Raw genomic sequence first — 19235 nt, 5'->3', positions numbered from 1 at the left:
TTTACGTTTTTAATACCCTGATCCTTAATTCCAAAAAAAAGAGGGAAAAGCCTGCGATCGCTGGCCAATCCCGTCTGCCGATCCTTAAAGAGAGGAGAACACTGACTATTAATATAACTTTGATTGAGAAAGACTGTCAACTATTAATGAAAAATATTATCAATAATTTTTAGAAGAGTGTCTATTATAGCTAATAGCCGGATATCGGAAAGAGTATTATGATGTTTCAGTTGTTATACAATCACAGAACGCCTAATTCCGGCTATGACGCTACAATTGCGTGTTTATGTTCCACCGCATCCCTTAATCAAGCATTGGTTAGCAGTTGCCCGCGATGCTGCTACACCTTCAGTATTATTTCGCAGTGCTATGACTGAATTGGGACGCTGGCTTACTTATGAAGCTGCCCGAGAATGGTTGCCTACTCAAGATACAACGGTGCAGAGTCCTTTAGGTATCTGTCCGGCAACTTATATTGATCCAGAGGTTCCAATGGCAGTAGTGCCGATTTTGCGAGCAGGCTTAGGATTGCTAGAAGGAGCCCAAACATTACTACCACTGGCATCAATTTACCATCTTGGTTTAGTGCGGGACGAAATAACTCTACAACCATCTTGTTACTTGAACAAACTTCCAGAAAAATTTCATCCTCAAACACGAGTACTAATCACCGATCCGATGTTGGCTACAGGCGGATCAATTATTAAGGCAATGGAAGAATTAACACAACGGGGAGTTGATCCGGCTTTAACTAGAATTATTTCTGTGGTTGCAGCTCCCCCAGCTTTACAAAAATTAGGCGCGGCTTATCCTGGTTTAATAATTTACACTGCGACCATAGACGAGCAGGTAAATGAACGGGGATTTATTGTCCCAGGTTTGGGAGATGCAGGCGATCGCACCTTTGGGACTTAAGCTAGTATGCAGCTAGAAGTGGAAAGTTATTAAACAACCTAAAAGTGCAGCTTTTTTTATTGGCGGTAATAGATATGAGTCAGCGTGATGGTTTTGCAAGTGGTTTTTTCTTCGGAGCGATAGTTGGTAGTGTAATAGGTGGTGTTTTGGGTGCAGTTGTTGCTTCTCGCGCCGATAGCGAGTTAGCAGCAGAACAAGAGGAGCAAATCTCTATGAACCCAACAGAAGCCAAAAAATTATCTCTGCGACGGCCTCATATGAAGAGTTCAGAAACCGACAGCATAGAGATGGAAACAGCACGGCGATCGCTAGAAGATAAAATAGCCCAGTTAAATGCCACAATAGATGAAGTGCGGCAGCAACTGGGCAACGTTAATAGTAACTCCGCTCAGGCGATCAATGAAAGGCCTCTCACGAAAGATGCTTGAGAATCGGGAAAGAGGACAACTTATCAGTTATCAGTTATCAGTTATCAGTTCTCAAATTAAACTGGTAACTGTACCCTACGGAAAGCCTATGAGCGCGTCTACACTGTTAACTGTTAACTGATTTGGTGAAAACGTACACCATGACCTGAGCTAGCTTAAAATCTAAGATATAAGACCACAATAGACACTTACACAGGAAAGGAAACTAACCAATCCATGTATTTACTGATTTCCACACTTGCTACTTTCATCAATATTTATAGCACCCTCTTAATTATTAGGGTTTTACTGACTTGGTTCCCCAACATCAACTGGTATAATCAACCATTTGCTGCTTTGAGCCAAATCACTGATCCCTATTTGAATATTTTCCGTAACATTATTCCCCCATTAGGTGGAATTGATTTTTCTCCGATCTTGGCATTTTTAGTACTCAATATCATTGGCTCTTTGTTGATACAAGGTGTAAACTCTCTGGCAAGCCTGCCATCTTTTGGGTGAATGCAGAGCAAAAAAATATCTGAGTTTGTTTGTAGAGACGGCAGATGATCAACGTCTCTACAACTTATCTGTTTGTGTAGATAGGACAAGTTGCTTACAACTCAGGATGTAGCCAATTAAAAAGTCCTAAAGAAGCAACTGTCCCCACAAAATGAGCAGTAATACCAGTCATACTAGCCGTAGCGACAAAAATGTCGAGCGAGCGAATAATACGACTCGGGTCATAGATTGCTACTCCCTGGGGCTGGGCGATAGATTTGGACAGTAGCACACCTAAACCTGAGCCTCCTCCCAGAATAGTCAGCAACATGCCTACGAAACCGGCAATCACAGCAACCCGCAGCACCTTCATAACATCTGCTTTTTGTGGATGTAAGGCGGGATTAGGATTGCGGAGTCGTTTGGCAAAGCGAGTGAGGCGAAAAGCTAAATAAAGAGTAAATAACAGAGCTAAAATGCCACAAACTCCCCAAAATATACTAATGCCAATTCCAGGGGTTGTACCTTGAGTGTAGGTAGGAACTGGTACTCCTGGGGTGGGTGCTACTGCTTGACTAAAGCTACGACCTGAGATAGCAAATATTAACATTAACGCGGAAGCAGCTCCCAACCCAAGCTGTAACCAGAAGCTAACCCAACCAACAAGGCGTAAAATGTTGGCAATTCTTTCTATTTTGGGATTAAGAGTGTATACTTCCGATTGAGCTTGCATGGTTTTTGATCAGACTAGAACAGGATAAAATCTTTCTGATCTCAACCATAGGTATGTCCTTAAAGAATAACGACCTTCCCAAGAAAGAATATGCTTGGCTCAAACTCATACTTCAGTCGCTGTATTAAGAAGTATGACAATTGCAATCAGAACAATAAAAGGGAACGGGGATAGGGGACAGGGGATTGGGAATGATTAATAACTATTACCCATTACCCATTACCAGCAACACTAAACTCCTGATTCTGAGTAGAGTGTTCTATATCACGATAGTGGGAATCTAGCCAACAACGCGGTAAAGACTCACCAGAGGGGAACATCATTTCCCACTTCACGTAGGAATCAGGTTCTTGTAATTCTTCGCCTGCGTGAGTTACCCCCATTACTTCTTTGATACAGGGGTTGAAGAGTCGGTCTAGAGTCAAAATCTCGACTAGAGTTCCTGAGGGTTTATGCATCAAGAACATAGTAATTCTCCCATGTCAAGAGCTACTAATTAAATCCTAGATCGAACTCATTCTTTAGACTTAATTCCGAAATAGTTTGCAAAATTAATACACATCAAGATATTAATTGGCTTTACTTATACCAATTTAAATAATGTTTGCGACAATGTTTGCGACAGATAACCCCACCCGCCTAACGGCACCTCCCCTTAGCAAAGGGAGGGTTGGGGTGGGGTCTTATATAATCCATGTATTGTATTCTTTTTTCAAATTGGTATTAGCTTGCGTTGGCTTGCCAGACTACTAGCTTCGTAAAAATCAAATAGGCGTCCTAGAAGTAAAAATCATATTTGATGTATGATGTTTTCCTATTTAGATAATATTGATACTGTAATTAATAGTTTAAAAATTAGAAGACGAATTCTAAGTAAAAATGTTTCTTGTCGAACTAAAATTTTTAATATTGTGCCATTACAAAAACTGTCTATTTTCTCTCTCAAAAATTAGACTAAATGAATTATTGAGATAATTATAAGATTGCTAAAATATGCTTTTATTTAAATCTTGTAATTGTCATATTGCCCGTAGACATCCGCTAGGACTGTTTTGCAGAGGATAATTGATTTCAGGTCTAAAATTTAGGCTTGTTGATGTTGCTGCTAGATTTCAATTATGCGATTTTTATAAAAAAATTGGAACATGTTTGTACTATTTTCGACATTACATATAAAAGCAACTCCTACAATTTTTGGTCAAAAATATGCAAAAATTTTTCAAGTCTGTTTTGACAATTTCTGCGTTATCTTCTTTAGTAATCACTCCTATTTTTCTATCAATTAGTGCTGCTTCTGCTCAACCTATTCCTATTAAAAAAGGTACAGATGCTAGCTACGTTGGCGCTGGTTTTGCTGCTGGTGTTACCAGTGGTGGACAAAACAATGATGATGCTACTTTCGGTGGTAATGTTGCTGGTCGTTTGAAGCTTGGTAATACTCCTTTTTCTGCACGCGGTCAGATCAACTTTAGTAGTGAGACGAGCGCTATCACTCCCTATGTTTCCGCTGACGTAGGTATCGCTAAAAACACTAATGCTTTTGTGGGTGTTGGTTATCAATTTATAGAGTCAAACGGCAAACCAACCCCTAGTGGTAACAAAGATGCTGTGGCAGTGGTTGCTGGTGTAGAATCTGAAGTTGCTAAAAACTTTCTCGTTTATGGTAATACCACTTTAGGAATTAATGCTTATGAAAATAGCTCTGCTTCTGCTGTAAGTATTAATGGTGGTATCGGCTATCGGTTTAAGTAGCTTGGTTGTTTGGTTAGCCAAAAAAAAATTGGAGAACGTAACAAATAACTGATAATTTATAAGTAACATTGCTGGGTTTGCTAAGTATTGTATTACTGAAAAACCCAGCTTTTTGTCGTGTTAAAATTAGACTATTCTTCTTATTACCGACCGGATTACCGGGAAACAATTAGCCGAATGGGTGCTTCTAAAATTCACGCTTCGGCGCTTCCGATGCTTTCTTGAGAACACAATATAATTAGCAATGGTTAAATCCGCTCCTCTTCCCATCGCCAGCCGTAAGCCTTCTAAAGTAGAAGCAATCAAAGAACGCAGTAATTTTTTGCGTGAACCAGTCGCTACAGAAATTCTCCAGGATACAACGCATTTTAGCGAAGATGCGGTACAAATCCTCAAGTTTCACGGGTCTTATCAACAGGATAACCGGGATAATCGGATAAAAGGGCAGGAAAAAGATTATCAGTTTATGCTGCGGACAAAAAATCCTGGTGGTTTTGTACCGCCGCAGTTATATCTGGCTCTAGATAAACTAGCTGATGAATATGGCAATCATACTTTGCGTGCTACCACCAGGCAAGGATTTCAGTTACACGGAATTTTAAAGAAAAATCTCAAAGCAGCGATCGCTGCTATTGTGACTAACATGGGTTCGACGCTGGGAGCTTGTGGTGACTTGAACCGCAATGTCATGGCTCCTCCAGCACCTTTTAAAAATAAAGCAGAATACCAGTATGCCTGGGAATATGCTGAGAATGTCGCTGAGTTACTCACACCACAAACAGGCGCTTACTACGAAATTTGGTTAGATGGCGAAAAAGCCATCAGTGGTGAAGAAAGTCCAGAAGTCAAAGCAGCAAGAGAACGCAATGGCACTGGTACTATTTTCCACGACAAAGAAGAACCGATCTACGGCACATACTACATGCCACGCAAATTCAAGGTTTGCGTTACGGTTCCCGGTGATAACTCGATTGATTTGTATAGCCAAGACCTCACCTTAGTGGTAATTACTAACAACGAAGGAGAACTAGCAGGATTTAATGTCTTTGCTGGTGGTGGTTTAGGACGTACACACAACAAAGAAGAAACTTTCGCCAGAGTTGCAGATGAAATTTGCTACGTGGCAAAAGAAGATGTTTATGATATGGTGAAAGCCATCGTTGCCACTCAAAGAGATTATGGCGATCGCACAGACCGCCGTCACGCCAGATTAAAATATTTAATCCACGATTGGGGCGTTGATAAATTCCGGGCGATGGTGGAAGAATATTTTGGCAAACCGCTAGAACCCTTCCAACCTCTACCACAGTGGAAATATGAGGATTTCCTCGGTTGGCATGAACAGGGCGATGGTAAGCTGTTTTTAGGTATTTCTATCGACAATGGCCGGATCAAAGATGAAGGTGACTTCCAACTGAAAACAGCTTTACGGGAAATTGTCGAACAGTACAACTTGCCTATCCGCCTGACTCCTCACCAAAATGTAATTCTCTACGATATTGAACCTGAAATTAAACAAGCTATTGAAGAGACTCTCAATCGTCATGGTATTGTCACCAATGTAGACAGCATCGACCAAATTTTCCGTTACTCAATGGCCTGTCCTGCATTACCTACTTGCGGTTTAGCAATTACAGAATCAGAACGAGCTATTCCCGGAATTCTAGAACGGATTCGCACTTTGTTAAATAAAGTGGGTTTACCAAATGAGCATTTTGTGGTAAGGATGACAGGATGCCCTAACGGCTGCGCTCGTCCTTATATGGCAGAATTAGGGTTTGTAGGTAGTGGTCCAGAAAGTTATCAAGTGTGGTTGGGTGGTTCGCCAGATCAAACTAGATTGGCACAGGCTTACACTGATAAATTGCATCATAATGATATCGAAACTTTCCTAGAGCCAATTTTTGTCTACTTCAAGAAATCACGTAAAAAAGGTGAAAGCTTTGGGGATTTTTGCGATCGCGTTGGTTTTGATGCAATTCGTAAGTTTACCGAATCCTACAAATCGAAGATTGCTAAAGCTTTAAATGTTGGACGTCATCGGATTACTGTCCGGGATGATATTTATGCTGTGCTGAAGAAAACTGCTCAAAGTCAAGGAAAGTCAATGACGGATGTGGTGGATGAAGCTTTAAAACTTTACTTGAAAACAGAGTGATACAGATCCCCGACTTTTCCAAAAAGTCGGGGATCTCGTTACCTTACCATTGTTTGTAGTAAGGACTTCAGTCCTTGCTTTAAAGGTGAGGACTAAAGTCCTCACTACAAACTAGATTTTTACACTAGTCCTGAGTAACTATTTTTTAACACCTGTTCTATTGAACCCAGTTTCTTGAACTCAGTGATCATTAAAGACGCTCTTGTTTGTTTATGATTGAGCATGTCTTTGAGGGGTGTGAGTAAATTCACATCTGGATCTGCTTGAAGTGCGACTTCCGCAGCTTGCAAAACCTGTGATGCGATCGCGAAAATCTCTTGATTGTTAAATCCTTCTTTTGCAGAGATTTGATGTTTTTTAGCGTCTGGAATTATTGCTCTTCCTGGTAATGACGTATCCAAAACCAGACCTTTTAATAATGCTAGCAATGCAATATAAATAAAAAAGTCATCACAACTATCAAATGATTTGAATTCTATTCGCCCTACTTCTGCTGGAATACGTGCTATTTTTGTCAGTGAAGGTGTGGACTGAATCAACTGTTCAGGTTTTTCTACAAATACAATCGCTGCGGCTCTTTTACCTGTTCTGATAAATGTCCTTACTGATAAACCTTCCCATAAATCACCATTATAAAACGGAGAACTAAAACTAAAAGGAACAATATAAGGACTGTAGTAAGTTAGCTTCTTCGCAACATCAATTAAATTTTCATAAGATAAACCAGGGGATGATAAATTTAAATCTGGCCCATAGCTAACCATAAAAATATGAGCAGTTTGTTCATCAGGATTAGCCTGTAAGATGCTACGTTCATATTTATTGAGTGGAGGTTTAGGCTCAAAAACAGTTTTGTAAGGATTAAAACTAACTAAAATTGGTGAAAAATCAAATTGTGTAGCCACTTGATGTAGCAAGCAAAAACTTTCTGACAATTCATTAACAGCAGTTTTAATATCAGAATTTATTGTTGTTCTAATTTCAATTCCTTTGGGAATACAATCTATAAGTTTTTGCGTATCTTCTGCAAATCTCTCAAACCCTTCAATATACCACCTTTTCTTCCTAATACCAGCGTCTCCAATACACAATTGTGTTGAGTCGTTAGGGTATATGGGTAATTGTTCGATAATTTGATTAAAATCAATAAATTTTGTGCAAGAAAAATCTGCAAACTTTCCTTCTGAATTTAGAAAAGCAACTTCATGCTCAATTCCAAAATAAAACATTATTTAGACCTTATTTTTTAACTTGATATTCTTGGAAATCAACCTAATTTAACTAAAGCCAAACGATACATATTTACTAAGGGCGGGATATACGAAAACAAGAAGCGATTGATTAGAGAAAAACGCTTTAAATACTTTTTTGGCAAATCACTAAATCTACAAATCTCCAATATTTGATAGCGAGAATCCCAATTTTTAATTTTATGGATATCAGAAATTCCCCAATCAAACTTGGCTGATGTGTATTTCAGGGAGTCGTGGTGCTTTTGGTTTTTTACCATCAAAGGTGACATAGAATCAAAAGCAAACCATGAACCCGGAAATTCTTGCAAGAGATTAGCAAAAAGCTGCTGTACGTGTTTTTCATTTAGATACATCAGCACACCTTCTGCTACAAACATACAAGGTTGTACACCAACAGCTTTCACACACTCAAACCAATCTGTATCCAAACAAGAAGCGGTAATAAAATGACGACGTTCTGTTTTTGGGAAAAACTGCTGACGCAGTTGCATTGCATCTGGTAAATCTAAATCAAACCAGCGTACTTGTCTGTTATCTACCCGTTCAAAACGCGTGTTTAATCCTGCACCAATTTCGACAACTACACCTTGCGGATATTTTTTTAGGTAAGTGCGTACCCAATTGTCAAGGATCATACCTCGCAAGCAAGTACCTGTTTGCGAGTTATTTGCAGTAGCAAATTTAGCAAAATCATAATCAATTGCTTCTAGAATCTCGACTGATTTAGGATCTACAATAATCGGCTCAGGTTGCTTGATTTCCTTAGCCCTTGCCCATAGGGTAATTAATAATGTTTCTTGTATTACACCAAGATCAACTTTAGTTTTGGTCATTAGTATCTATTAACTAACCCTTTTTAGAAAACTTAATTACAAAAATTCTCAATAATTTTAACACAACAAAAAACGATAAAGAAGAGAAAGAGCCTTAGACATAGGAAAAATTAAAGATGTAAATAAAATTACCATATAAAATGGATAAAAAACTTATGATGCAAAGTTTCTAGCTTCAGCCCTCAGCCATCAGCCTCATGCCTTCTTGTACTAGGATGGATTTGGGAAAAGCTAGAGGCGTGAGTTTATGACAAGTGCCGTTCAATCTCCCTACAGCAGTGAACAAATAGCAGCATGGCTGCGTGGATTACTGACTATTGCTTGGGCAGATGGTGACTTTGACGACCAAGAACAAGAATTAATTGCCAGCATCACCAAAGATGAACTGGCTCCTGAGACAAACTTAGAATCTTTAGATATTATTGAACCAGAGGAATTGGCTACTGTTTTAGGCAGTGGTACGCCAACAGCAGAAAATTTCTTACGTACAGCTGTGATGGTGGCGATCGCTGATGGTACATATTCTAAAAGCGAAGACTATCTTCTACACGAGTTGTGTAAGGCTTTGGGAGAACCAGAGAACTTACTCGAGGCCCTGCGTCATACTTTAGAATTTCATCCAACAGAACCAGTAGAACAGCAGCTAGAGACTCCTTTAATCCTCGCACCTACAAAGCGACAACTTGACGCATTACACCCAGTGCGCGAATGGCTAGATGGACTAGACATCGAAGATCCCAGAGTTGCCCGCTTTTTATGCAAAATGATTCCTTCCCAGTGTCCATTTGAGCGTGATGTAAAGTTATTTGGACGCAAAGTCGTGCATATCCCACCGTTGTGTAAACTTAATCCGCTTTACGATCAGCTAGTCGGCTTACGTTTCCGCGCCCTCTCCTATTTAGCAGATGAATGTGGTGAGGATGTTTCGGAATATATTTAGTTAGTGGTTAGTGGTTAGTGGTTAGTGGTTAGTTGTTAAGAACCAACAAACAACCAACAACAACCTACTACACTACTAACTACTAACTACTAACAAACAACCAATTATGCAATTCATCGATCAAGCAGAAATTGAAGTAGCAGCAGGTAAAGGAGGCGATGGGATTGTCGCTTTCCGACGAGAAAAGTATGTACCAGCTGGTGGGCCATCTGGCGGTAATGGCGGTAAGGGCGGTTCGGTGCTTTTACGTTCTGTAGAAAGTCTGCAAACCTTACTTGACTTTAGATACAACCATCGTTTTCAAGCAGAAAATGGTTCTCGTGGTGGCCCAAATAATCGCACCGGGGCAAATGGCAAGGATTTAATTATTGAAGTTCCCTGCGGTACGGTGGTTTATGATGCCGAAACAGAGGAAATAATCGGGGATTTGGTAGAACCTGGGCAAGAGTTGCTAGTTGCCAAAGGTGGTAAAGGTGGACTGGGTAATCAGCATTTTTTGAGTAACCGTAATCGCGCCCCGGAGTACGCCTTACCAGGGTTACCAGGAGAAGTAAAGCAGCTGCGTTTAGAGTTAAAACTTCTGGCAGAAGTAGGGATTATTGGTTTACCAAATGCTGGAAAATCTACTTTAATATCTGCTTTATCAGCAGCACGTCCCAAAATAGCTGATTATCCCTTCACTACTCTTGTGCCTAATTTGGGTGTGGTACGTAAACCCAATGGTGATGGTACAGTTTTTGCTGATATTCCGGGATTAATTGCAGGTGCTTCCCAAGGGGCGGGATTGGGGCATGAATTCTTACGTCATATTGAACGTACGCGAGTGCTGTTGCACTTAATTGATGCTACTAGTGAAGATGCGATCGCAGACTATAAGATTATTCAACAAGAATTGCAGGACTACGGCAGGGGTTTATCAAATCGTCCACAAATTTTAGCTCTCAACAAAATCGATGCGGTAGATAGGGAAAGTGTAGATTTAGAAGCATTGGCAACACAACTTAATCATCTTTCCCACGCCCCAGTATTTTTAATTTCTGCTGTTACTGGTACTGGTTTAGAGCCAATGCTACAGGAAATTTGGTCAGTGCTAGAGAAAATTTAATTGATATTAAAGTTAAGCCATTATTTGAATGCCTATTTTTTCTCTGTCTATTCATAAAATAGGTTAATGTCTGTGAAAAGTTATAAAAATGCAAAAAGGCAAAAAAGTATAAGTAGTTACGCGGACATTGAGGGGAATTATAGCAGTTTTCAGTTGTGTGAATTACAGTCGAAACCCCACCCCGCCAAAGCTGTGCTTTTGCTCTTCTCCTCGCTTGCAGGGAGATTGGGGTTCAAGCGTATTGCATCTATCCAAACGAGAACAGCTATATAAAATTTAGTCAAAAGATATAATGAATAAATTTTTACATTTATTTACGTATATCTACATCATAAAAACTTACAATAGATAACCGAATAGTATTGACTTAATATCAAGTTAATTTAATCGTTAGTAAAAAAATATCTGTCATGCGTGCCAGTATAGTTTTTGCTGCGTCTACAGAATTATAACTGTTCAATCGGGTTTAATATTTCAACAAAACCAGGGTGCTAATACCAATTCAAATAATGTTTGCGACAGATAACCCCACCCGCCTAACCCCACCCTCCCCTTGGAAAGGGGAGGGTTGGGGTGGGGTCTTATATAATCCATGTGTTGTATTCTTTTTTCAAATTGGTATAATTTTGTAAAAATTCTGGATACACTTACTTACCCATCTACACAGTGTGATAGAGGATGTATACTCATAGCAAATTTTTGAATCTTAGCGTTGAAGAATATTTACAATTTGAACTAGAAAGCCGAATCCGTCACGAATATTTGGCTGGGCAAGTCTATCCAATGCGAGAAGATAGTGATAAAAGTAAAGTCATTACTGGCAATATATTGACCCGATTACGTACACATTTGTTTTGTACAAACTATCGAGTTTATTCATCAGAAATGAAGATTAAAATTCCTAAATTAAACATCTTTTATTATCCAAATATCTCTGTTACCTGCAACCCTCAAGATCGAGAAAAATTTTACAAAAGTCAACCTTGTTTGATAGTGGAAGTATTTTCATCAGCAACGGAACGTATTCATCGTAATGAAAAGTTGATGAATTATCGGCAATTACAAAACTTACAAGAATACATTTTAGTTTCAGAATCTGAAATCAAAGTTGAAGTGTACCGCAAAAACAATCAGAATAACTGGTTTGTGGAAGAACTGGGAAAAGAAGATAATCTGCAATTATCTTCGGTAGACTTAGAAATAGCGATCGCAGATATTTATGAAGATGTAAAAATCTAAATTTCATGTTATTCTCTGCCTGAATAGCATGGAAGTTTAATGATGCACAAACTATTAGTTACTGGAGCTAGTGGATTTTTAGGTTGGCATCTTTGTCAATTAGCAAATCTAGATTGGGAAGTCTATGGAACCTACTTGACTAATTCTGTAGAAATTCCCAATACCAAAATGCAGAAAGTCAATTTAACAAACTTTCAAGAACTAAAACAGGTATTTAATAAAATTCAGCCAGTCGCAGTCATTCATACCGCAGCGCAATCACAACCTAATTATTGCCAAAATCATCCTGAGGAATCTTACACAACTAATGTTATAGTCTCCCAAAATATAGCTGGTTTGTGTGCAGATGCTTCTATTCCTTGCGTATTTACATCTACCGACCTTGTTTTTGATGGTTTAAATCCTCCTTATCGAGAAACAGATTCCCTATGTCCTGTAAATAGATACGGTGAGCAAAAAGCGATGGCAGAAGTGGGAATGTTAGAACGCTATCCGATGACTGCCGTGTGTAGAATGCCATTAATGTTTGGTGCAGCTACACCCACTGCTACCAGCTTTATCCAGCCGTTTATCAAAACTCTGCAAGAGGGCAAAGACATAAAATTATTTATAGATGAATTTCGCACACCAGTAAGTGCCACTACCGCAGCCAAAGGATTATTATTAGCATTAGAAAAAGTGCAAGGAATAATTCACTTGGGTGGTAAAGAAAGAATTTCTCGTTATGATTTTGGACGTTTATTAGTAGAAACATTTCAATTACCCACTGCTGGATTAAAAGCTTGTCGGCAACAAGATGTAAAAATGGCTGCCCCCAGACCCAGTGATGTTTCTTTAGACAGTTCTAAAGCTTTTGCATTAGGGTATCAACCTCTATCTTTGAGAGCAGAATTAGAGAAATTAGTCAGCAAATAGAGAATTTTCTATTTAAATGTTATGGGACTTACGCAAAATCGTTAAGAAATGAACCGCATAGACGCGCTCATAGGCTTCTGAAAGTAGCCTATGAGCGCGTCTAATGCGTTCTTTGCGGTTCGTTTTTTATATTTAGTATAAGTCCTTTTCTATTTAGTTCTTAGTTTTTATATTCAGACACATTCATTACTTGTCTGTTTTTTGAGTTGTAAACTCCTATGATGCCATTAATTACTTGCTGCAAATCTTCATCTGTGAGATTAGAACTAGAAGGCAAGCACAGACCGTTTGTAAATAAATCTTCTGCCACTGCACCACCAATAGATTCACATTCAGCAAAAACAGGCTGGAGGTGCAAAGGTTTCCAAACTGGACGAGACTCTATTTGCTGTGCAGCAAGTGCTAGGCGCACTTGTTCTCTATCTGCACCAAAAGCTTGAGGATTGATCGTTAAGCAGGTTAGCCAGCGAGTAGCCTGTCCATAATTAGCTTCTGGCATAAATTCTATTCCTGGTAAATTTCCCAAAGCAGAGGTATAAATCATAAAGTTGCGTCGTCTTGATGCAATTCGTTGTGGTAAAACACGCAACTGACCACGACCAATGGCAGATGCAATGCTACTGAGGCGATAGTTGTAGCCAATTTCTGAGTGTTGGTAGTAAGGAAAGCGATCGCGTGCCTGAGTTGACAAGAAACGAGCTTTTGCCACTAATTTTGAGTCATCAGACACCAACATGCCACCACCAGAGGTGGTAATGATTTTATTACCATTGAAGGAGTAAATACCAATTCGTCCACAAGTACCAACATAACGTCCTTTGTAGGTAGCACCTAATGCTTCTGCTGCATCTTCAATTAAAGGAATATCATATTGATTGCAAGCTTGGAGAATCGGATCAATATCTGCACTTTGACCAAACAAATGCACGACTATAACTGCTTTGGGTAACTTGCCAATTCGTGCGCGTTTCTCTAGTGCTTCCTGCAACAAGTCAGGATTCATATTCCAAGAAGTGCGATCACTATCTATAAATACAGGTTTTGCTCCTTGATAAACAATGGGGTTAGCACTAGCAATGAATGTTAAAGTAGAGCAAAAAACTTCGTCTCCAAGTTCTACACCAACTAATCGTAAAGCCAAATGCAAAGCCGCAGTGCCAGAACTAACAGCAGCAGCATCACCAGCACCAGTTACTTGGCAAAATTCCTGCTCAAAAGCATCTATCTGGGGACCAACAGGGGCAATCCAATTAGTATCAAAGGCTTCTTTGACAAATTCTAGTTCAAGATCACCTATATGAGGTGTTGAAAGAAGAATTGATTGAGACATTCAATGATGTAATAAAAAAAATAATAATGTCAAAAATCAAAAAGTGGCGATTTCTCAGTTTCAGAAATTTACGCAATAAACTATTAAATGTTCAAGATATAAAGACTTGATTAACTGCCAAATTTAATCATTGAATTTAGCAGCATAAATTTGGGTAGACATCACATACATAACATTCTGGAAATAACTCCCGCCAAAAAATCAATTTCAAGGGCTTTTAGCTTTAGTTTGCAATTTACTGACTGGTAAGCCTTCAAATCCATTTTCAACGGAATTGCGCTATCAGTCAGAGAATTTATTCTTACACCGAAATGTTAGGTAATTGCAACATATAAAACATCAAAACTATTGTTGCAACAAAGAGAATATTTAAGTCTTATCTGTTTATTCGCAAACAGAAATAATTTATCAATACTTTTCCAGAGTATCATAAAAATTTTTTTCTGTTTATTTGAGCTACTAAAATTTTCGAGTATCGTGTTTCTCACTAAATAGTTTGTATTAGATTTTAGAAAAATGAAAAAAACTAAATTTTCATGCTCTCTTTTCATTGACAAATTACTTATATACAAGGGATTCTAATCATCTAGAATTATATATACAAAATTTATACTGGTGCATATACGGAAAAACTTTTTTATGTAAAATTTAAAATCTTTAGCTAATATACTCTAAATTCTCTCTCTAACTAAAAATTTTTATGAAAAATAAAAGTGTGCATTTATACTAAAAATATTTTAACTTTTTTTTAGTAAAAATAAGCATTTTCTAGAAACACTATGTATTAAAAATAAAAAACAAGTATTTCCAACTACTTTAATTGTAAATACTACTTAGAGATTCAAGCTAATCTATATTATTTTTTTATGTAAAACAAAATTCCAATATCCAAAAAAATAAGCTCATACAAGCCAAAAGTTTATGATTTATAAGATTATCTCCTTTCATGAACCGAGCAGCAATATAAATTTGTTTAATTGACTGAAAATCTAACGAATTTAATGACTTTTTGAGTATTTAACTTCCTTTTGACAACTATATTAAGAGAGATTTATTCAGAAAATTATATAAAAATTATTGGATAGTTTTATATTTAAATCCACTGTTAAAATAACAGTTTATTATATTGATCAATTTATTTTGTACGATTTAAATTGATAAGCATATAATACTTTTAATTACAACTTATATGCAATTTTTATGCAACTTTAGATAACTGTTGAGAAAAATACAGCAGTAAATCTTAAGTAGGAAGCCAGTGCGGTGGACTCCTCTCCCGGCATAAAGCAGCTGGCGTCATCTGGCGTTGTGTTATGGCTTCAACCTAACGCACCATCGATCACATGATGCGTTAGGCGCTTTTATCATGTTTTTTGTGAAAAATTGAGATCAAAAAATGCGTATAACACCGTTTCACCATAAGTTTTTCCCCACCCTAACCCTAAGCGTTTACGGGGAAGGAACTAAATATTCCCTCGGTGAACGGGGGGATTGAGGGGGGTTTTTAGAATTCATGTAATAGGTCTAATGCTTATGTTTTCAGGTATCTTTCCTTGCTCAATTAAAGTAAGCATTTTTTCTTCAGAATGCCCTATATAATTGATTGGAAAATTTTTATATTTTAAAAGTTTATTCATTTTAAGTTGGATTGATACGCATATTATGCTATTAAGATACTGAAGTGTAACTCATATGCAATATTTGTAAATTATTAGTCAAAAAATAAATTATTATACTAAAATATTGGGCATGTATAAGATATTAAGAGTAGCAGTTTATTGATGATGTAACAGCAGCAAGAACACTTTTTTATCAGCTTGCAGAAACTATTGGACTTTTGTCACAGCAGTATTGAGAATCTGAGTACATAAGACTCTTATTTGATTTTTGAAAAAATTCAGTACGCGTTTAATCACTTCTTTCTTTTTAAGCGACCCCTGTTAATATTTCCCTGCCACTAAGAGTTTTTAGGAATCAAATCGATTGCTATAGCATGAGGAAAAAATCAATTATTTACAGAATATATGATGTGTAGCCTGCTTGTTATTATGAGTATGGTATCATGGCTAATCTAATCTATAGCAATTAAAATTCGGTAGAAGTACTGATTTATCTATATGAGTGATTCTATTAACATTTATCTACGAATAAAAGTCTTAGCTTAAGCGTAAGTGATAAAGGTAACAGCATTTTTTTGAACATATAAATATCATTAAGAATTGTATGTCATGAATTAATCAAATTCATTTTTGCTGAATCTGAGAGATAAAAGGAGATCCCAAGGTGAACAAAATTCAACTGTCTTTGGTTGTTAGTTACCTACTGATGACCTGCTATTTTTTGATCAACTGGTTGAGATTTCATTTGCGTCATCCTGTTGATTCTCCTGAGGATAAATTTTTATCTTTAGTGTTGTTAGCGATCGCACTTATCTGCTGGCCCTTGGTCATTCCTATACACTGTTTACAAACTTTCAAGACAAGACAATTTGAGTTCAGCACTGTGGTTCCTGCACTAGTTGCGATCTCTGCGTTTGGATTAGTATTTTATATGACCTAGTATTAAGTTAGCTTTGCTCATAATTGGTTTTGCAACTTTCCCATCAGTTTGGCGGAAGTTCCAAGGGAAGTTTACCCAACAACCCCTTGCGAAAATCAGTTAAGATTTGCCGTGCAGTTCGTTCAACATCACCTTTATGACGTAACTCTGATAAGTTGTGCAAGTATGAATCGCCGGTGAAAGATGTAGGATCGAGATCGTAGCGCGATCGCAAAGGATTTTCTGGTAATACATCAGGTGCGATCGCATAAAGTTCATTCACTAAATCTACGAATGCTGCTGCTATTAATTGATTATCGTAAGCTGCTTCACCAATATCGTCACAAACAGCCAATTTTAATCCCGCTTCTTGGTCTTCTAACTTAGCAGGAATTACACCAGGAGCATCCAGTAATTCCAACTCTTCGGAGATTCGCACCCAACGCAATTGGCGAGTCACCCCAGGACGCGCTGCACTCTCCACTACTCGCCGTCCCACCAAGCGATTAATTAAAGCTGACTTACCAACATTAGGAAAACCAATTACCACAGCCCGGACTGGACGGGGTAACATACCGCGATCGCGTCTTCTTTTATTGAGTTCCACACCAGCAGCTTGTGCTGCTTTTGATACCGCCGCTACTCCTTGACCTTGTTGGGCATTGGTAAAAAAAACTTGTTCACCTTGGCGTTGAAACCAGTCTATCCACAACTGACGTACTTGGTCAGAAATCATATCTAAGCGGTTCAACACCAACAACCGTTTTTTATTCCCTATCCATTGTAATATCTGGGGATGAAAGGTTGACAAAGGAATGCGAGCATCCCGTACCTCTAGCACCACATCTACAAGCTTGAGTTGTTCTTTGAGGTTTTTTTCAGCTTTGGCAATGTGACCAGGATACCACTGAATCAAATTTAATTTGTAGTTTTGGTTTATACCCATTTTTTTATTTTTTGATATTAGTTAATTAATGAGAAGGCAAAAGGAAAACCCCATAAATAATGGGATTTCGCTCTCAGGATGGTAAGTAGACTCGTCGCACTTTTAGCTTGATACAAATTTTAGTTATCTTTTCCGCAGATAAATTCGTGTACATTAGGGTAAATTCTTACACCCTTTACACCCCTTTTTTAAGTTCAGACTGATGTAAAATCAAACGATTGCCATCAGGGTCATAAGCATAAATTTCTCTACCGTGAGATGCAATGATAATTTCCCCTGGTGGGGGATAGCCTAAATCTGTTAAGTGAGCGATCGCATCCTCTAAACTTCTCACCTCTAAACACAAACTAATTTTGCTTTTAGTTGAATACTCAAATTCTAAATAATGAGTTTGTTTTGGTTTAAATATTCCTAATTTTAAACTAGGTAGTTGGAACTCAGCATAGACATTAGATATGGTATGTTCAGGTTTTTGATGAAAAAGATTAGTATAAAAACTAACTAATCTTTCAAACTCAAAAGATGCGAAAGTCACAAGTGCGTCAGTACATTGAAATAGCATAAAGCGCCAACTACAAACTGGTTGACATTGTAAGATTGTTTTTACATCTTGGCAGCACCCCTGAGGGTACTTATGGATCGAGGAGGTGAGGAACTCACCGGCCCCCATGAGCGATTGCCGTAGACGCGCTTTACTCGGCTTCTGTAAAGTAGTAAGGGTTTCCCGGCATAAAGAAAGAGCGTCACCTGCCGTGCGCCTTCTTCGGCTTCCCGTAGGGTGGAGTGTGGAGAGTAAAACAACTAACCACTAACAACTAACCACTAATGTACAGACGCGATGTTCCTCGCGTCTCTACCCACTAACCACTAACCACTAACCAATGACAATTGACCATTGACTTAACTTTAATTGTGCTGATCTACTTAGACTTGCTGCGATCGCTCCATAATAAAATTAAGAAATATTAAGCAGCAAGATTTCAGTCTAGTATGAGCAAAACCGCCCTGAATTTAGTTGCAATTTTTGTGTTTCTCATCACCCTTTCGACTTTAGTAGGGTCAATGTTTAATTTATCGCCCACCGTACCAGCACTTGCGACCTTTACGATTTTGGGGATAGCTACCTTCGATTCTTTCGGCTTGCAAGGTAAGGGGGGAACTATATTTTTAGATTGGGTAGCCGGGTTTTCGCCGAAACACAGAGAACGCATCATTCATCACGAAGCTGGACATTTTTTGGTAGCGTATCTGTTGGGTATTCCCGTCATCGGCTATACCCTCAGTGCTTGGGAAGCTTGGAAGCAAAAACAACCAGGACAAGGTGGTGTTAGTTTTGATGATGCTGAGTTAGCATCTCAACTAGAACGGGGTACGCTAAGCGCCCAAATGATAGATCGTTACTGTACTGTATGGATGGCAGGTATTACTGCTGAAACTTTAGTATATGAAAATGCTGAAGGTGGGGCTGATGATAAAAGCAAATTGGCAGGAGTTTTGAGGAGTTTGGGTTTTTCTGCGTCTGCTTGTGAACAAAAACAACGTTTTTGTGCGTTACAGGCTAAAACACTCCTGGAAGAAAATTGGTCGGCTTATCAAGCTTTGGTAGATGCGATGCGACACAAGGCTACAGTAGCAGAATGCGTAAAAATTATTGACGGGAAATTATAAAA

General features: G+C 38.3%; 18 protein-coding genes. 11 read left to right on the top strand and 7 right to left on the bottom strand.

Features of this window, described 5'->3' with window-relative positions; genetic code table 11:
* Positions 1 to 264 precede the first annotated feature (264 nt).
* The 3 genes from upp to RS893_RS28265 all read left to right on the top strand — a co-directional run bounded on the left by upp (position 265) and on the right by RS893_RS28265 (position 1844).
* The gene (gene upp / locus RS893_RS28275; RefSeq protein WP_315788894.1) at positions 265 to 915 is read left to right on the top strand and encodes a uracil phosphoribosyltransferase; all 651 of its coding nucleotides are present in this window, start codon (positions 265 to 267) and stop codon (positions 913 to 915) included.
* Positions 916 to 989: 74 nt separating this feature from the next.
* On the top strand, positions 990 to 1343 hold the full coding sequence (locus RS893_RS28270; protein ID WP_315788893.1) for a hypothetical protein: 354 nt from the start codon (positions 990 to 992) through the stop codon (positions 1341 to 1343).
* Between the two features lie 216 nt (positions 1344 to 1559).
* Positions 1560 to 1844 (top strand): YggT family protein, encoded by a 285-nt coding sequence (locus RS893_RS28265; RefSeq protein WP_278559717.1) that lies wholly within the window; start codon positions 1560 to 1562, stop codon positions 1842 to 1844.
* Positions 1845 to 1938: 94 nt separating this feature from the next.
* Here RS893_RS28265 and RS893_RS28260 read toward each other — a convergent pair whose 3' ends face one another.
* The gene (locus tag RS893_RS28260) at positions 1939 to 2556 is read right to left on the bottom strand and encodes a DUF3611 family protein (protein WP_315788892.1); all 618 of its coding nucleotides are present in this window, start codon (positions 2554 to 2556) and stop codon (positions 1939 to 1941) included.
* Between the two features lie 212 nt (positions 2557 to 2768).
* Complete coding sequence (locus tag RS893_RS28255; RefSeq protein ID WP_315788891.1) at positions 2769 to 3023, bottom strand: acetyltransferase; 255 nt, start codon at positions 3021 to 3023, stop codon at positions 2769 to 2771.
* 739 nt (positions 3024 to 3762) lie between these two features.
* Between RS893_RS28255 and RS893_RS28250 the strand changes: the two genes are divergently transcribed.
* Both RS893_RS28250 and sir read left to right on the top strand, forming a co-directional pair.
* Positions 3763 to 4308, top strand: coding sequence for an outer membrane beta-barrel protein (locus RS893_RS28250; RefSeq protein ID WP_315788890.1), 546 nt, complete (start codon positions 3763 to 3765; stop codon positions 4306 to 4308).
* Between the two features lie 244 nt (positions 4309 to 4552).
* Positions 4553 to 6466, top strand: coding sequence for a sulfite reductase, ferredoxin dependent (gene sir / locus RS893_RS28245; RefSeq protein WP_315788889.1), 1914 nt, complete (start codon positions 4553 to 4555; stop codon positions 6464 to 6466).
* A 119-nt stretch (positions 6467 to 6585) separates the two neighbouring features.
* On the opposite strand, the gene RS893_RS28240 is transcribed toward sir, so the two are convergent.
* Positions 6586 to 7695, bottom strand: a complete 1110-nt coding sequence (locus RS893_RS28240; RefSeq protein WP_315788888.1) for a glutamate--cysteine ligase — start codon at positions 7693 to 7695, stop codon at positions 6586 to 6588.
* Between the two features lie 38 nt (positions 7696 to 7733).
* On the bottom strand, positions 7734 to 8552 hold the full coding sequence (locus RS893_RS28235; protein ID WP_315788887.1) for a class I SAM-dependent methyltransferase: 819 nt from the start codon (positions 8550 to 8552) through the stop codon (positions 7734 to 7736).
* A 247-nt stretch (positions 8553 to 8799) separates the two neighbouring features.
* On the opposite strand from RS893_RS28235, the gene RS893_RS28230 reads away from it, so the two are divergent.
* From RS893_RS28230 to RS893_RS28215, 4 genes are all read left to right on the top strand, one after another.
* Complete coding sequence (locus RS893_RS28230; protein ID WP_315788886.1) at positions 8800 to 9492, top strand: Mo-dependent nitrogenase C-terminal domain-containing protein; 693 nt, start codon at positions 8800 to 8802, stop codon at positions 9490 to 9492.
* Between the two features lie 106 nt (positions 9493 to 9598).
* Positions 9599 to 10597, top strand: a complete 999-nt coding sequence (obgE, locus tag RS893_RS28225) for a GTPase ObgE (RefSeq protein WP_315788885.1) — start codon at positions 9599 to 9601, stop codon at positions 10595 to 10597.
* 678 nt (positions 10598 to 11275) lie between these two features.
* Positions 11276 to 11836: a Uma2 family endonuclease gene (locus RS893_RS28220; RefSeq protein WP_315788884.1), complete on the top strand. Its 561-nt coding sequence runs from the start codon at positions 11276 to 11278 to the stop codon at positions 11834 to 11836.
* Positions 11837 to 11878: 42 nt separating this feature from the next.
* Complete coding sequence (locus RS893_RS28215) at positions 11879 to 12751, top strand: NAD(P)-dependent oxidoreductase (RefSeq protein ID WP_315792125.1); 873 nt, start codon at positions 11879 to 11881, stop codon at positions 12749 to 12751.
* A gap of 160 nt (positions 12752 to 12911) precedes the next feature.
* On the opposite strand, the gene RS893_RS28210 is transcribed toward RS893_RS28215, so the two are convergent.
* A complete protein-coding gene (locus RS893_RS28210; RefSeq protein ID WP_315788883.1) occupies positions 12912 to 14081 on the bottom strand; it encodes a DegT/DnrJ/EryC1/StrS family aminotransferase in 1170 nt (389 codons plus the stop codon).
* A gap of 2283 nt (positions 14082 to 16364) precedes the next feature.
* Between RS893_RS28210 and RS893_RS28205 the strand changes: the two genes are divergently transcribed.
* Positions 16365 to 16640, top strand: a complete 276-nt coding sequence (locus RS893_RS28205; RefSeq protein ID WP_315788882.1) for a hypothetical protein — start codon at positions 16365 to 16367, stop codon at positions 16638 to 16640.
* A 43-nt stretch (positions 16641 to 16683) separates the two neighbouring features.
* On the opposite strand, the gene ylqF is transcribed toward RS893_RS28205, so the two are convergent.
* Positions 16684 to 17565: a ribosome biogenesis GTPase YlqF gene (gene ylqF / locus RS893_RS28200; protein ID WP_315788881.1), complete on the bottom strand. Its 882-nt coding sequence runs from the start codon at positions 17563 to 17565 to the stop codon at positions 16684 to 16686.
* A gap of 175 nt (positions 17566 to 17740) precedes the next feature.
* Positions 17741 to 18127: a VOC family protein gene (locus tag RS893_RS28195; RefSeq protein ID WP_315788880.1), complete on the bottom strand. Its 387-nt coding sequence runs from the start codon at positions 18125 to 18127 to the stop codon at positions 17741 to 17743.
* Between the two features lie 428 nt (positions 18128 to 18555).
* Between RS893_RS28195 and RS893_RS28190 the strand changes: the two genes are divergently transcribed.
* On the top strand, positions 18556 to 19233 hold the full coding sequence (locus RS893_RS28190) for an ATP-dependent Zn protease (RefSeq protein WP_315788879.1): 678 nt from the start codon (positions 18556 to 18558) through the stop codon (positions 19231 to 19233).
* Positions 19234 to 19235 lie beyond the last annotated feature (2 nt).

Origin of the sequence: Fischerella sp. JS2 (assembly GCF_032393985.1) — a bacterium.
Lineage (GTDB): Bacteria > Cyanobacteriota > Cyanobacteriia > Cyanobacteriales > Nostocaceae > Fischerella.
Note: the sequence above shows the minus strand (reverse complement) of the source record. Positions and strands in the feature narration are given on the sequence as shown.

Coding starts and splice junctions, on each gene's coding strand:
- RS893_RS28215 (WP_315792125.1), top strand. CDS start 11,879: ATGCACAAACTATTAGTTACTGGAGCTAGTGGATTTTTAGGTTGGCAT.
- upp (WP_315788894.1), top strand. CDS start 265: ATGACGCTACAATTGCGTGTTTATGTTCCACCGCATCCCTTAATCAAG.
- RS893_RS28210 (WP_315788883.1), bottom strand. CDS start 14,081: ATGTCTCAATCAATTCTTCTTTCAACACCTCATATAGGTGATCTTGAA.
- sir (WP_315788889.1), top strand. CDS start 4,553: ATGGTTAAATCCGCTCCTCTTCCCATCGCCAGCCGTAAGCCTTCTAAA.
- obgE (WP_315788885.1), top strand. CDS start 9,599: ATGCAATTCATCGATCAAGCAGAAATTGAAGTAGCAGCAGGTAAAGGA.
- RS893_RS28260 (WP_315788892.1), bottom strand. CDS start 2,556: ATGCAAGCTCAATCGGAAGTATACACTCTTAATCCCAAAATAGAAAGA.
- RS893_RS28255 (WP_315788891.1), bottom strand. CDS start 3,023: ATGTTCTTGATGCATAAACCCTCAGGAACTCTAGTCGAGATTTTGACT.
- RS893_RS28235 (WP_315788887.1), bottom strand. CDS start 8,552: ATGACCAAAACTAAAGTTGATCTTGGTGTAATACAAGAAACATTATTA.
- RS893_RS28195 (WP_315788880.1), bottom strand. CDS start 18,127: ATGCTATTTCAATGTACTGACGCACTTGTGACTTTCGCATCTTTTGAG.
- RS893_RS28265 (WP_278559717.1), top strand. CDS start 1,560: ATGTATTTACTGATTTCCACACTTGCTACTTTCATCAATATTTATAGC.
- RS893_RS28240 (WP_315788888.1), bottom strand. CDS start 7,695: ATGTTTTATTTTGGAATTGAGCATGAAGTTGCTTTTCTAAATTCAGAA.
- RS893_RS28270 (WP_315788893.1), top strand. CDS start 990: ATGAGTCAGCGTGATGGTTTTGCAAGTGGTTTTTTCTTCGGAGCGATA.
- RS893_RS28230 (WP_315788886.1), top strand. CDS start 8,800: ATGACAAGTGCCGTTCAATCTCCCTACAGCAGTGAACAAATAGCAGCA.
- RS893_RS28220 (WP_315788884.1), top strand. CDS start 11,276: ATGTATACTCATAGCAAATTTTTGAATCTTAGCGTTGAAGAATATTTA.
- ylqF (WP_315788881.1), bottom strand. CDS start 17,565: ATGGGTATAAACCAAAACTACAAATTAAATTTGATTCAGTGGTATCCT.
- RS893_RS28250 (WP_315788890.1), top strand. CDS start 3,763: ATGCAAAAATTTTTCAAGTCTGTTTTGACAATTTCTGCGTTATCTTCT.
- RS893_RS28190 (WP_315788879.1), top strand. CDS start 18,556: ATGAGCAAAACCGCCCTGAATTTAGTTGCAATTTTTGTGTTTCTCATC.